This is a genomic window from Streptomyces griseoruber (assembly GCF_001514205.1).
GTDB lineage: Bacteria > Actinomycetota > Actinomycetes > Streptomycetales > Streptomycetaceae > Streptomyces > Streptomyces griseoruber.
On sequence record NZ_KQ948763.1, the window covers coordinates 286013 to 299382 of the forward strand.

The following is a 13370-nucleotide window of genomic DNA, read 5'->3' on the forward strand; positions in this document are numbered from 1 at the left end:
GCTCAGAGCCCATGCTACTTATCAGTAACGTAGCTGCCCAGTCCCGGAGGCCCAAGCGGCGAAGGTCACACCTTCGGGGGAGCGGTCGACCCCCGCGGCGTCAGCACCGGAGTGGGCACGGGGTGCGATCCCGGCCCCCGTCCGGTGATCGCCCCGAACAGCGTCCGGGCCGCCTCCGCGCCGAATCCGTGCACGTCATGGCTCATCGCGGAGAGCGTCGGATGGGTCAGCCGGCACAGCTGGGAGTCGTCCCAGGCCAGCAGGGAGACGTCCCGCGGCACGCTCAGTCCCATCTCGGCCGCCACCGCCAGCCCCGCCACCGCCATGATGTCGTTGTCGTAGACGATGGCCGTCGGCCGGTCCGGCGGGGCGGCGGTCAGCATCGAGCGGGTCGCCCGCGCCCCCGCCTCCCCCGAGTAGTCCGTGGCCACCTGCCAGGCCCCGGTCAGCCCCAGACCGCGCGCCGCCGCGTCGAAGGCGGCCGTCCGCATCACCGTGTGCCCGAGCGCGGCGGCACCCCCGACCCGGGCGACACGGCGGTGGCCGAGCGCGGCGAGATAGCGCACCGCCTCCGTCACCGCCGTCGCGTCGTCCGTCCACACCGAGGTCAGGGACCCGGTCAGCGAGGGATGCCCGACCGCCACCACCGGCAGTCCGAGCCGCTCGGCCGCCACCACCCGGGGATCGTCGGCCCGGAAGTCCACCAGGATCGCCCCGCCGATCTGCCGCCCCCGCCACCACGACTCGAGGAGACCGGCCTCTTCCTCCACGCTCCTGACCAGCCGCAGCAGCAGCGCGCAGGCGTGCTCGGTCAGCACGCTCTCCACCCCGGAGACGAACTCCATGTAGAACGGCTCCAGGCCCAGCATCCGGGCCGGCCGGCAGATCGCCAGCCCCACCACGTCCACCCGCGAGCTCGACAGCGACCGCGCGGTCAGGTTCGGCTCCCAGCCCAGCTCCCGCGCCGCCGTGAAGATCCGCTCCCGGGTCGCCTCCGACAGGCCCGGCTTGCGGTTGAACGCGAGCGACACCGCCCCCTTGGACACCCCGGCGCGCGCGGCGACGTCCTTGATGGTGACGCGAGAGGTCGTCATCGGGAGGGCTCCAGGCAGTACAGGGCGGCACGGGCCGCGTCGGCATCGGGAGTCTCCCAGCCCGTCACACCGATCGTCACCCGTTCCCCGGGAAGCAGCGTCACCAGCCCCCGGTCGGCCCGTGCGTCCGGCCCCAGCCGGTCGGCCTGGAGCAGCAAATCCCGTACGAGGGTGAGGGCCGTCACCGTGACGCTCCCCGGTGCCACGCTCACCTCGAACTCGGGTGCCGGATAAGGGATGTCACGGTCGGGCAGCGGAAAGTACAGCGCCCGGAGCTCCTCCGCGTCCGCCACCAGGAACTCCTTCGCCCCGGTCGGCTCCAGCTCCGCCGGCACCCGCGCCACGCCCACCGCCCGTGCGCCCGCCGCCAGTTGGACGTCCGCCGTCCCGAGCACCTCCCCGTCGACGGTCATCCGCCGCAGCCGCAGCACCCCCGTCCACGGCTCGGCCGACTGGTTCACGGCCGCCGACACCAGCCCCTCGCCCCGGACCTGGAGCGTCAGCAGCCGGTCCGCGTACAGCCGCCGCAGCTCGTGGTACAGCGGCTTCTCCCGGCCGTCCCCGTCGATCGCCGCCCAGGAGGTCACCGGCCAGCAGTCGTTGAGCTGCCAGACGACCGTGCCCGCGCACACCGGCCAGTGCGACCGCCAGTGCTCGATCCCGGCCGCCACCGCCCGCGCCTGATTGACCTGCGTCAGATAGTGCCAGCGGTCGAAGTCCCCCTCCGGCGCCGCGAAATGCCGGGCGAGCCCGCGCGCCAGCTTGCCGTCGCCGTCGTCCGCCTTCTGCCGGTGCAGCATCCCGGGGGAGTCCGCGGCCAGCTCCTCACCCGGCAGCGCCCGCCGCAGCGTGGCGTACGCGGGCGGCGCCTGCCAGCCGAACTCGGCGACGAACCGCGGCACTTCGGCGCGGTACTCGGCGTAGTCCCGCCGGTTCCACACCTCCCAGGAGTGGTGCGTGCCGTGCGCCGGGTCGTTCGGATGGTGCGCCCAGGAACCCGACCAGGGGCTGCCGGCCGTGTACGGCCGCGTCGGGTCCGACTCGGCGACGACACGCGGCAGTACGCCCAGGTAGTACCCCTCCCCCCAGGAGTCCCCGGCGAGCCGCCCCTCCCAGCCCCAGTCCCGGAACCCCCACAGGTTCTCGTTGTTGCCGTTCCACAGCACCAGCGACGGATGCGGCATCAGCCGTACGACGTTCTCCCGGGCCTCCGCCTCCACCTCGCCGCGCAGCGGCTGCTCCTCGGGGTAGGCCGCGCAGGCGAACGGGAAGTCCTGCCAGACCAGGAGCCCCAGCTCGTCGCAGGCGTCGTAGAAGTCCTCGCTCTCGTAGATCCCGCCGCCCCACACCCGGACCAGGTCCACCCCGGCCCCGGCGGCCTGCCGCAGCCGTTCCCGGTAGCGCTCCCGGGTCATCCGGGAGGGGAAGGCGTCGTCGGGGATCCAGTTCACGCCGCGCGCGAACAGCCGCTCGCCGTTGACGACCAGGGTGAATCCGGTGCCGTGCGCATCGGGCCGCCGGTCCAGCCCGACGGTCCGGAAGCCGATCCGCCGCCGCCAGGAGTCCAGCGCCTCCCCTTCCTGATCCAGCGTCAGCTCGACGTCGTACAGCGGCTGTCCGCCGTAGCCGCGCGGCCACCACAGCCGGGCCCCGGGCACCTCCAGCCGTACGACCGCGCTCGTGCCCTCGACCCGGGCGTGTGCCTTCGCCCCGCCCACCCGGGCCGTCACCGTCAGCCCGGCCTCGACCCGGGTCCGCTCCACCTCCACCCGCAACTCGACCACCCCGGCGCCCTGTTCGACGGTGACCAGGGGCCGTACCCGGGCGATCCGCGCCGTCGACCAGCGCTCCAGCCGCACCGGCCGCCAGATCCCCGCCGTCACCAGGGTCGGCCCCCAGTCCCAGCCGAAGGAGCAGGCCATCTTCCGCAGGTACTGGTACGGCTCGGCGTAGGCGGCGGGCCGCTCGCCCAGCCGTCCGCGCACCGCCTCGGCCTCGGCGTACGCGGACGCGAACCGGACCGTCAGCCGCCCGCTCGCCCCCGTCACATCGAACCGGTACGAGCGGTGCATGTTCCGCACCGAACCCAGCAGCCGCCCGTCGAGCAGGATCTCGGCGGCCGTGTCCAGACCGTCGAAGACCAGATCGGTCTGCTCGTGCCCCGACGGCACGCCCGGCAGCTCCCTCTCGTACGTCCACTCGCGCCGCCCCACCCACGCGACCTCGCGTTCGCCCCGGCCGACGAACGGGTCCGGGATCACCCCGGCGGCCAGCAGATCGGTGTGCACACACCCCGGCACGGAGGCCGCCAGCGCCTCTCCTTCGTGCCGCAGGATCCATCCGTCGACGAGCGGTGAGGCCTCCAGCATGCGCACTCCCTAAACCGGTCGAGCCGAGTGGTGGGTGCCGTCTCTCCATCCTTGGCGGGAATGGGACTTTACCGGTTGAGGAAAGCGCTGTCAGAGTGCCGAATCAGCCAACCCCGTACCTTTCGCCCCACCCACCCGCACGTGCTCGTCCGTCCCCTCGAACGGAGCTGATGCACATGATCCGCCGTACAGCCCTGGCCGCCGCCGTGGGAGCCGCGCTGCTCGTCCTGCCCGCCTGCACCGCCACCGGCGGCACCTCGAAGGGGGCCGACGCCAAGGCCGCCGACGATCCGTCGAAGGTCACCGGCGCCATCACGGTCCTCACCCAGCGGACCGACCTCGTGCAGGACGGCACGATGAAGAAGTACGCGGCCGAGTTCAACAAGACGTACCCGAAGGTGAAGGTCGAGTTCCAGGCCCTCACCAACTACGAGGCCGAAGTCAAGATCCGGATGAACACGGAGAACTACGGTGACGTCCTGATGATCCCCGGGGTCATCAAGAAGAGCGACTACCCGAAGTTCTTCGCCTCCCTCGGCACGGTCGGGGAGCGCAGCGAGAAGTACCGGTTCACCGACTTCACCGCCGTCGACGGCAAGGTCTACGGCCAGAGCCCCATCGGGGTGATGCCCGGCTTCGTCTACAACAAGCGGGTCTGGAAGGAGGCCGGGGTCACCGACTGGCCCATCACCCCCGCCGCCTTCCTCGCCGACCTGAAGGCGATCAGGACGAAGACGGACGCCGTCCCCTACTACACCAACTTCGCCGCGGGCTGGACGCTCACCTCCTGGACCTTCGTCAACGGCTCGGTGCACTGCGATCCGCGGGCCACCACCAAGCTGGCCGAGGGCGACCCCTGGTCCGAGGGCGCCGATCTGCGCGTCGGCGACACGCTCCTGTACGACATCGTCCACGAGGGCCTCGCCGAGAAGGACCCCACCACCTCCAACTGGGAGGCGTCGAAGCCCCGGTTGGCCAAGGGCGAGATCGCCACGCAGTGGCTCGGCACCTGGGCGATCGTCCAGTTCCAGGACGCCGCGCGGAAGGCCGGCGTCGATCCCGACGACATCGGCTTCATGCCCTTCCCGGCCCAGGTGGGCGGAGAGTTCTGCGCGGTCGTCAGCCCCGACTACAACCAGGCCGTCAACGTCCACTCGAAGCACAAGGAGGCCGCCCGCGCCTGGATCGACTGGTTCACCGACAAGTCCGGCTACGACCAGGACAACCTCGCCATCTCCCCGCGGAAGGGCGCGGCCCTGCCCGAGGTGCTGAAGCCGTACGAGGACGCGGGCGTGAAACTCATCGAGCTCGACGACAGCAAGGGCGCCGACGTCAAGCTGATCGACACCGAGTCGGAGGTCGGCATCAACACCCCCGACTACCGCCAGGACCTCGTCGACCTCGCGCGCGGCGCCCGCAAGGGCACCCTGGACGACTTCCTCGCGGACCTCGGCAGGAAGTGGACGGACACGCAGAAGACCGTGGGGTCCTGATGGCGGACACCACCGAGAAGCCGGCGGTGGGACATCCGGGGGCGCGGCCGGTACCGGGGGACGCCCCCGTGCCGGCCCCGGCCCCCCGCCGGGCCCGCTTCTGGCGGCGGCTGACCCCCTGGCTGTTCCTCGCCGCACCGCTCGCCCTGCTGATCGCCTTCACCTACGCGCCGATCGTCAACATGGTCGCGTTCAGTTTCACCGACTGGGACGGTGTCAGCCCCGAGCTGCACTACACGGGCACCGAGAACTACACCGAACTCTTCACCCGCTCCGACCTGTTCGAGGTCTTCTTCGTCAGCGGCTACTACCTGGCCGCCTCGGCCGTGCAGATCGTGGCCGCGCTCTACTTCGCCACGATCCTCAGCTTCAACGTCCGCTTCCGGAACTTCTTCAAGGGCGTGCTGTTCTTCCCGTACCTGATCAACGGGGTCGCGATCGGTTTCGTCTTCCTCTACTTCTTCCAGGACGGCGGCACCCTCGACTCGGTCCTCGCCCTGTTCGGACACCACTCCGACCACGCCTGGCTCGGCACCCCGGCCTCCGCGAACACCTCCCTCGCGGGCGTCTCCGTGTGGCGCTATCTGGGCCTGAACTTCGTGCTGTTCCTGGGCGCGATCCAGTCCATCCCGGGCGAGCTGTACGAGGCGTCCGAACTGGACGGCGCGAACCGGTGGCACCAGTTCCGGCACATCATCCTGCCCGGCATCAAACCGGTGCTGACGCTGACCGTGATCCTCTCGGTCTCCGGCTCGCTGTCGGCCTTCGAGATCCCGTACATCATGACGGGCGGGGCGACCGGCACCGAGACCTTCGTGATCCAGACCGTGAAGCTGGCCTTCCAGTTCAACAAGACGGGCCTCGCCTCGGCCGCCGCCGTGGTCCTGCTGCTGATCATCCTGGCGGTGACCTGGCTCCAGCGCCGACTGGTCCCCGACGACAGGGTGGACCTCGTATGACCCGCCGCGCCGCAGCCCGCACCCTGACGTACCTGTCCCTGGTCCTCGCCTCGCTGGTCGTGCTGCTTCCGCTGGGCGTGGTCGTGCTGACCTCACTCAAGACCGACGAGGAACTGGCGGACGACAGCGGGGCCCTGACGCTCCCGGACGATCCGCTGAACTTCCACAACTACGTGACGGCGTTCCAGGACGGCCGGATGCTCGCGGCCTTCGGGCACACCGCGTTCATCCTGCTGTTCTCGGTCGGCGGGACCGTCCTCATCGGCTCCATGACGGCGTACGCCATCGACCGTTTCACGTTCCGCTTCCGCAAGCTGGTCGTGGCCCTGTTCCTGCTGGCCGCCCTGGTCCCCGGGGTCACCACCCAGGTGGCGACCTTCCAGATCGTCAACAGCCTCGGCATGTTCGACACGCTCTGGGCGCCCATCGCCCTCTACATGGGCACGGACATCGTCTCGATCTACATCTTCCTGCAGTTCGTCCGCTCGATCCCGGTCTCGCTGGACGAGTCGGCCCGCCTGGACGGCGCGAACGCCTTCACCGTCTACCGGAAAATCATCTTCCCGCTGCTGAAGCCGGCGATCGCGACGGTCGTGATCGTGAAGGGGATCACCGTCTACAACGACTTCTACATCCCGTTCCTCTACATGCCCTCACAAGATCTTGGCGTGATCTCGACGTCCCTGTTCCGCTTCAAGGGCCCCTTCGGCGCCCACTGGGAGACGATCTCGGCGGGAGCGGTCCTGGTGATCCTGCCGACCCTGATCGTCTTCCTGGCCCTGCAGAAGTACATCTACAACGGCTTCATGAAAGGAGCGACCAGGTGACGGACCCGTAGCCGCCGTACGACCGGAGGTCCCACGGCGGCCGGGCGCACTCAAGCGGACAGCGCCTTGACCAGCACCGGCGTCACCTGCTCCACCTGCCAGGGCCGGGCGCCGAGTCCGGACAGCACGGCCCCGACGGTCTCCGCGTCGAGCGGCTGGGGCGGCTCCCAGCACACCCGGCGCACACTGTCCGGGGCGATCAGGTTCTCCTGGGGCATGTTCAGCTGCTCGGCCAGCGCGGACACCGCGGCCCGCGCCGCGGAGAGCCGCGCCGCGGCCGCGGGGTCCTTGTCGGCCCATGCCCGCGGCGGCGGAGGCCCCGCGACCGGCTGCCCCGGCTGCGGAAGCTGGGACTCGCCGAGCGCCTTCGCCCGGTCGACGGCGGCCTGCCACTGCTCCAGCTGGCGCCGGCCCATCCGGTGCCCGTAGCCGTTCAGCGCGGTCAGCGCGTGCACATTGGCGGGGAGGGCGAGCGCGGCCTCCACGATCGCCGCGTCGGAGAGCACCTTGCCCGGGGAGACGTCCCGCCGCTGGGCGATCCGGTCCCGGGTCTGCCACAGCTCCCGCACCACGCCGAGCTGCCGCCGCCGGCGCACCTTGTGCATGCCGGACGTGCGGCGCCAGGGGTCCTTGCGCGGCTCGGGCGGGGGAGCGGAGGCGATCGCGTCGAACTCCTGGTGGGCCCACTCCAGCTTGCCCTGCCGGTCCAGCTCCTTCTCCAGCGCGTCGCGCAGGTCGACGAGGAGCTCGACGTCCAGGGCGGCGTACCGCAGCCAGGGCTCGGGGAGCGGGCGGGTGGACCAGTCGACCGCGGAGTGGCCCTTCTCGAGGACGAAACCGAGCACGCCCTCGACCATCGCGCCGAGGCCGACGCGCGGGAACCCGGCGAGTCGCCCGGCCAGCTCGGTGTCGAACAGCCGGGTGGGCACGAGGCCTATCTCGCGCAGACAGGGCAGGTCCTGGGTGGCGGCGTGCAGCACCCACTCGACGTCGGAGAGGGCCTCGCCGAGCCCGGAGAGGTCGGGGCAGGCGACGGGGTCGATCAGGGCGCTGCCGGCGCCCTCACGGCGCAGCTGCACCAGATAGGCGCGCTGTCCGTAGCGGTAGCCGGAGGCGCGCTCGGCGTCGACGGCGACGGGGCCGGTGCCGGCGGCGAAGGCGGCGATCGCCTCGGCGAGGGAGGCCTCGTCGGCGATCACGGGCGGGATGCCCTCGCGGGGTTCGAGCAGAGGGGTCGGCTGAGGTGTGGGCGCCCCGGAAACAGAAGCAGTAGATCCGCCGTCGTCCGGAGGGGCGCCTCCGGTGGTTCGCAGTGAGCTGGCTGCTGCGGTTTCTTGGGCGTCGGTCACCTGTCAAGGGTATCCGTGTGTGGACGGGACCCGCCGACGGAACGTTCCGCCGACGGGCGCCCCAGGGTCGTAAACCAGTCAGGGCCGGGAAGAGGCCGCAAAGGGGCCCGGAGGTGGCCGGCAAGGGACGGGGAAGGGCGGGAAGGGCGGGAAGGGCGGGAAGGGCAGGGAGGAGCGGGGAGGAGCGGGGAGCAGCGGGGAAGGGGCCGTGCGACACCGGGTGCGGGGCCGTGGAAGGCCGGGGGACGGGGAGAGGCCGGACGGGGCCGGGAGGAGGAGTGGGGAAGAGGAGCCGGAAGGGATCCGCCGGCCGGGGGAAACACTTGGGGGCCGGGGGGAAAGGGCCGGGGGGAAAGAGCCGGGGAAAGCTGCCCGGAGGGACCGGAAGTCGCGGTCCCGCCGGGTCTCAGTGGATGATGCCGGTCCGCAGGGCCACTGCGACCATCCCGGCGCGGTCGCCCGTGCCGAGCTTGCGGGCGATCCGGGCGAGGTGGCTCTTGACGGTCAGCGCGGACAGTCCCATCGAGACACCGATCGCCTTGTTCGACTGGCCTTCGGCGACCAGGCGCAGCACCTCGACCTCGCGGCCGGAGAGCTCGCGGTAGCCGCCCGGGTGGCTCGGGGCACCCGGGGGGCGGCGGTGCAGCCGGGCGGCCGCGGATCCGATGGGGGCGGCACCGGGCCGGGTGGGGAGCCCGACGTTGGTGCGGGTGCCGGTGACGACATAGCCCTTGACACCGCCCGCGAGGGCGTTGCGCACGGCGCCGATGTCGTCCGCGGCGGACAGGGCGAGCCCGTTGGGCCAGCCCGCGGCGCGGGTCTCCGACAGCAGGGTGAGACCTGAGCCGTCGGGGAGGTGGACGTCGGCGACGCAGATGTCCCGGGGGTTGCCGACGCGGGGACGAGCCTCCGCGATGGACGAGGCCTCGATGACGTCGCGCACACCGAGCGCCCACAGATGGCGGGTGACGGTGGAACGCACGCGCGGGTCGGCCACGACCACCATGGCGGTGGGCTTGTTCGGGCGGTAGGCGACCAGGCTTGCGGGCTGCTCGAGGAGAACGGACACCAGGCCTCCTGGGGTGGGGGACGGAGCCGGTTCGGGGGCTTGTGGGGAGAGGGCCGCCCGGACGAACCGTGCTTTCAAGGTCACAGTCGTCTTCGGCAGCGGGCCGGGGGTCCTTTAGAAAATGATCACGATCTAGTGAGTAACAATACGTGCAATTCGGACACGCGATCGATCATCCGAAGATCGAATCGGTTTGGGTGGATGCGGTCCGGGATCGAAAGTGGCCGTATCGACAAAGAGATGGTCAATCAGGACGGCCAAATGGGTCGGCCGCCGTTTCCGGCGGCCGACCCACTCGTACAGCTGTACCGGACAGGCCCTAACGCGACTGCGGCCCCCGGCGCTGCGGCAGGGTCACCACCGAGGCGTCGCCGGGGCCGGCCGGGGGCAGGCCCGCGACCTGGGCCAGCAGATCGCACCAGGACGCCAGGTGTGCCGCCGTGTCCGGGACCCCGCCCAGGCCCTCGCGGGGTGTCCAGGAGGCGCGGATCTCGATCTGCGAGTTCGCCGGCCGCTCCGCGAGACCGCCGAAGTAGTGCGAGCCGGCCCGGGTGACCGTCCCGCTCGGCTCGCCGTACGCCAGGCCGCGCGCCTGGAGCGCGCCGGTCAGCCAGGACCAGCACACCTCCGGCAGCAGCGGGTCGGCCGCCATCTCCGGCTCCAGCTCGGCCCGCACCAGCGTCACCAGCCGGAACGTCCCGCGCCAGGCGTCGTGCCCGTCCGGGTCGTGCAGCAGCACCAGCCGCCCGTCGGCCAGATCCTGCTCACCGTCCACGACGGTCGCCTCCAGGGCGTACGCGTACGGGGCGAGCCGCTTGGGCGCCGGGGTCGGGTCGACCTCGATCTGCGGCCGCAGTCGCGCCGCCTTCAGCGCGTCGACGGCGGCCCGGAACGGCAGCGGTGCCGACCTGCTTCCATCGCGGTCCCCCTCGTTCGCCTCGTCCATCCCGCCAGCGCCGTCCGACAGTCGTCCCTGAGCCGCAGCCATGCGGGGAAGATTAAGGGGAACGACCGCCTCGCGCAGGGCAAGACACCCGCGCGGCACCCGCGGGCGGCTGCGCGCTGGGCGAACAGGGCCCCCGCCCGCAAGGGCCGAACGGGTGTCTCGCAGGCACGGTGAGAGGCGGTGGGGGCGGCGCCACCGGTTCCGGCGCCGTGCGAGACTTGCCGTCGTGAGTGCGAACGAGAGCCCCGCGGGCCGGCAGCCGACAGCGACGTACGACAGCCCCTTCCTGAAGGCGTGCAGGCGCGAACCCGTGCCGCACACGCCCGTGTGGTTCATGCGCCAGGCCGGGCGCTCCCTGCCGGAGTACCGCAAGGTCCGCGAGGGCATCCCGATGCTCGAGTCCTGCATGCGGCCCGACCTCGTCACCGAGATCACCCTGCAGCCCGTGCGCCGGCACAACGTGGACGCGGCGATCTACTACAGCGACATCGTCGTCCCGCTCAAGGCCATCGGCATCGACCTCGACATCAAGCCCGGCGTCGGCCCGGTCGTCGAGCGCCCGATCCGCACCCGCGCCGACCTCGCCCAGCTCCGTGACCTCACCCCCGAGGACGTCTCCTACGTCACCGAGGCGATCGGCCTGCTCACCGCCGAGCTCGGCGCCACCCCCCTGATCGGTTTCACGGGCGCGCCTTTCACCCTCGCGAGCTACCTCGTCGAGGGCGGCCCCTCGCGGACCTACGAGAACGCCAAGGCGATGATGTACGGCGACCCGCAGCTCTGGGCCGACCTGCTCGACCGCCTCGCCGACATCACGGCCGCCTTCCTGAAGGTCCAGATCGAGGCCGGCGCGAGCGCCGTCCAGCTCTTCGACTCCTGGGCGGGCGCCCTCGCCCCCGCCGACTACCGCCGCTCGGTGCTGCCCGCCTCCGCGAAGGTCTTCCGCGCCGTCGAGTCCTACGGCGTCCCGCGCATCCACTTCGGCGTCGGCACCGGTGAGCTGCTGAACCTCATGGGCGAGGCCGGCGCGGACGTCGTCGGCGTCGACTGGCGCGTCCCGCTGGACGAGGCCGCCCGCCGGGTCGGCCCCGGCAAGGCGCTCCAGGGCAACCTCGACCCGACCGTCCTGTTCGCCGGCACCGAGGCCGTCGAGACCAAGACCCGCGAGGTCCTCGACTCGGCCGCCGGCCTGGAGGGCCATGTCTTCAACCTCGGCCACGGCGTGATGCCGTCCACCGACCCGGACGCGCTCACCCGTCTCGTGGAGTACGTCCACACCCGCACCGCCCGCTAGGGGGCGTCTCCCACCGCCGTTTCCCGCACACGCCGTTCCCCGGCCGGATAGCCTTCGCGGACCGGGGGAGAGGGGGACGGCGTGGCGTGGGCCTTGCGGGACGGCGAGCCCTGGCTGGTCCGCATCGAGGGCGACGACGGCCGACCGGCCGGATGCGGCTTCCTGGTCACCCCGGTGCTCTTGCTGACCTGTGCCCATGTGGTGACCGGCGCCCTGGGGGTCAGCGAGTACAGCGAGAACGGCCCGCGTGGCCCTTTGTGGGTGGTGCGGCACGGCACCCGGGACCGCCTCGCCACCCAGGTGGTGCCCGGCGGCTGGGTGCCGCTGAGGGAGTCCTCCGGCGATCTCGCTCTGCTGAGCCTGGACCTCCCGCTCGGCACCCCACCGCGGATCGGAACAGCCCGCATCGGCGACCCGGTTCGGGTGCTCACCCCGGACGCGGGGCTGCCGGGCGTCGTCGACGCCCTGCCCGGCGTCGACGAACCGGACAGCTGGGGCCGGCTCGCTTTCCGCGCGGCGACACCGGAACCGGGCAGCAGCGGCAGCCCCGTGGTCGACGACGAGGGCGCCGTCGTCGGCCTCTTCACCGCCGTCGACTCCCCTTCGGGGCTGCGGGACACCGGCCGGTTCCTGCCCCTGTCGACCGCCATGGAGCGGATCCCCGTACCGAGCCCGCGCCCCACCGGGCCGCAGCGCCGGCCGAACGACGGACTCACCCTCCGGGAGCGCGGCGAACTGGTGGAGGCCCTGCTGGCGGTGCCCGTCATGCACGACCCGTCGGCGTTCGAACTGCTCACCCGTGAACTGCGCCACGAGGATCCGGTGGTCGCCGGCCTGCGGGGCGGCATGCCGTCGAGCCGGCTCAGAGCCCTGGAGCTGGTGCGTCTGCTCATGGACCACCCCGATGGCCTGCGTCTGCTGGTCGAGGTCCTCCGCGCGTTCGAGCCGGGCAGTTCGGCGGTGGAGGCGTTCGCGACGCTGGTGGACAAGGTCGCGGCCCCGTCGCTGCTGCTCGCCCATGAGCGCGGGACCCTGCACCGGCTGCTGGCCCGTGCCGAGCCGGCCGACACCCGCGTCCTGCTGGAACGGGCGCGGGGCCTGGAGGGCCGCGGCACCCCGCCCGCCCTCCTGGACTTCGTCGCGGGGCTCGCCGACACGGTGCCGGGGGAGGTCGGCGCGGAACTGGACACCTGGCGGCGGTCGGTGGCCACCCGGCTGGGAGTGGAGCCGCCGCGCGCACGGACGACCGAGCCGCCGGTCCTCGTCATCGGTGTGGACCCCGTCGCCCAAGTGCCGGGCACCTACGACGTGACGGTCTCGGCCCGAGCCACCGACGGCACCACGACCTCGCTCGCGACGCACGACCGGCTGTCGCGCGAGGAACTGCGGACTGTGATCGCGCCCGAGCTGCACAGGCTCCTGGCGCAGCAGGCGGTCCCCTCGGGCCCCGCCGGGCGGGTCGAGTTCATCCTGCCGTTCCGGCTGCTGGACGACCTCCAGGTCGAGGAGTGGGACATCGGAGACGGTGGCGTGCGGCGTCCGCTCGGGGCGCATCACACCGTGGTCGTGCGAGCCGCCGAGCTGCAGGACCGGGAGAGTCTGCGCTGGCGCTGGCAGGAGCGGTGGTCGCGGCTGAAGGAGACCCCGCCCGCGGAGCGCGAACCCGTCTGGCTGGACGGTGCCGACGGCCGGGTCCTGCTGCTGGACGCCGAAGAGACGACATTCCGGTCCTCGGGTGACCCGGTCGCCGCCTGCCTCCTCCAGGGGATCCCGGTGGTGATCTGGTCGAAGGGCGCGTCGCCGGAGACGGAGGAGGAGCTGACGGACCTGGCCCGCACCGTGCCGCTGGAGGGAATCCCGGAGGCGGTGCGCTCCCTGCGGAGCAGGCAGCGGACGACCGGCGCCCGGGAGCGGGTGGGCCTGCTCTTCGCCGACCCCGAGCACTCGCTGCCCGACGGCAGGCGGTGACC

General features: G+C 72.1%; 10 protein-coding genes. 5 read left to right on the plus strand and 5 right to left on the minus strand.

Features of this window, described 5'->3' with window-relative positions:
• Positions 1 to 65: 65 nt before the first annotated feature.
• Together AQJ64_RS01195 and AQJ64_RS01200 are read right to left on the minus strand one after the other, a co-directional pair.
• Complete coding sequence (locus AQJ64_RS01195) at positions 66 to 1094, minus strand: LacI family DNA-binding transcriptional regulator (protein ID WP_059202317.1); 1029 nt, start codon at positions 1092 to 1094, stop codon at positions 66 to 68.
• Positions 1091 to 3463, minus strand: a complete 2373-nt coding sequence (locus AQJ64_RS01200) for a glycoside hydrolase family 2 protein (protein WP_059202318.1) — start codon at positions 3461 to 3463, stop codon at positions 1091 to 1093. The genes AQJ64_RS01195 and AQJ64_RS01200 overlap by 4 nt, the downstream gene beginning before the upstream one ends.
• Before the next feature lie 176 nt (positions 3464 to 3639).
• On the opposite strand from AQJ64_RS01200, the gene AQJ64_RS01205 reads away from it, so the two are divergent.
• Genes AQJ64_RS01205 through AQJ64_RS01215 form a run of 3 tightly spaced genes read left to right on the plus strand, consistent with a single transcriptional unit; the run spans position 3640 to position 6742 of the window.
• Positions 3640 to 4956 (plus strand): ABC transporter substrate-binding protein, encoded by a 1317-nt coding sequence (locus tag AQJ64_RS01205; RefSeq protein ID WP_055638941.1) that lies wholly within the window; start codon positions 3640 to 3642, stop codon positions 4954 to 4956.
• Positions 4956 to 5915 carry a carbohydrate ABC transporter permease gene (locus tag AQJ64_RS01210; RefSeq protein ID WP_055638938.1) on the plus strand — a complete coding sequence of 320 codons (960 nt, stop codon included), beginning with the start codon at positions 4956 to 4958 and terminating at the stop codon, positions 5913 to 5915. Before AQJ64_RS01205 ends, AQJ64_RS01210 begins: the two co-directional genes overlap by 1 nt.
• The gene (locus AQJ64_RS01215) at positions 5912 to 6742 is read left to right on the plus strand and encodes a carbohydrate ABC transporter permease (protein WP_055638939.1); all 831 of its coding nucleotides are present in this window, start codon (positions 5912 to 5914) and stop codon (positions 6740 to 6742) included. Before AQJ64_RS01210 ends, AQJ64_RS01215 begins: the two co-directional genes overlap by 4 nt.
• Positions 6743 to 6792: 50 nt before the next feature.
• On the opposite strand, the gene AQJ64_RS01220 is transcribed toward AQJ64_RS01215, so the two are convergent.
• The 3 genes from AQJ64_RS01220 to AQJ64_RS01230 form a co-directional block, all read right to left on the minus strand.
• A complete protein-coding gene (locus AQJ64_RS01220; RefSeq protein WP_079061402.1) occupies positions 6793 to 8091 on the minus strand; it encodes a ribonuclease D in 1299 nt (432 codons plus the stop codon).
• Positions 8092 to 8497: 406 nt separating this feature from the next.
• On the minus strand, positions 8498 to 9160 hold the full coding sequence (locus AQJ64_RS01225) for a response regulator transcription factor (protein ID WP_059202319.1): 663 nt from the start codon (positions 9158 to 9160) through the stop codon (positions 8498 to 8500).
• A 319-nt stretch (positions 9161 to 9479) separates the two neighbouring features.
• Complete coding sequence (locus tag AQJ64_RS01230) at positions 9480 to 10148, minus strand: DUF3000 domain-containing protein (protein ID WP_079061403.1); 669 nt, start codon at positions 10146 to 10148, stop codon at positions 9480 to 9482.
• Between the two features lie 184 nt (positions 10149 to 10332).
• Here AQJ64_RS01230 and hemE point away from each other — a divergent pair, with 184 nt between their 5' ends.
• Together hemE and AQJ64_RS01240 are read left to right on the plus strand one after the other, a co-directional pair.
• A complete protein-coding gene (hemE, locus tag AQJ64_RS01235) occupies positions 10333 to 11400 on the plus strand; it encodes a uroporphyrinogen decarboxylase (protein ID WP_055636966.1) in 1068 nt (355 codons plus the stop codon).
• A gap of 81 nt (positions 11401 to 11481) precedes the next feature.
• Complete coding sequence (locus AQJ64_RS01240) at positions 11482 to 13368, plus strand: VMAP-C domain-containing protein (protein ID WP_055636965.1); 1887 nt, start codon at positions 11482 to 11484, stop codon at positions 13366 to 13368.
• Positions 13369 to 13370 lie beyond the last annotated feature (2 nt).

Excerpts from the sequence above, each read along its gene's own strand:
- AQJ64_RS01195 (WP_059202317.1), bottom strand. The coding sequence starts at position 1,094 with ATGACGACCTCTCGCGTCACCATCAAGGACGTCGCCGCGCGCGCCGGG.
- AQJ64_RS01200 (WP_059202318.1), bottom strand. The coding sequence starts at position 3,463 with ATGCTGGAGGCCTCACCGCTCGTCGACGGATGGATCCTGCGGCACGAA.
- AQJ64_RS01205 (WP_055638941.1), top strand. The coding sequence starts at position 3,640 with ATGATCCGCCGTACAGCCCTGGCCGCCGCCGTGGGAGCCGCGCTGCTC.
- AQJ64_RS01210 (WP_055638938.1), top strand. The coding sequence starts at position 4,956 with ATGGCGGACACCACCGAGAAGCCGGCGGTGGGACATCCGGGGGCGCGG.
- AQJ64_RS01215 (WP_055638939.1), top strand. The coding sequence starts at position 5,912 with ATGACCCGCCGCGCCGCAGCCCGCACCCTGACGTACCTGTCCCTGGTC.
- AQJ64_RS01230 (WP_079061403.1), bottom strand. The coding sequence starts at position 10,148 with ATGGCTGCGGCTCAGGGACGACTGTCGGACGGCGCTGGCGGGATGGAC.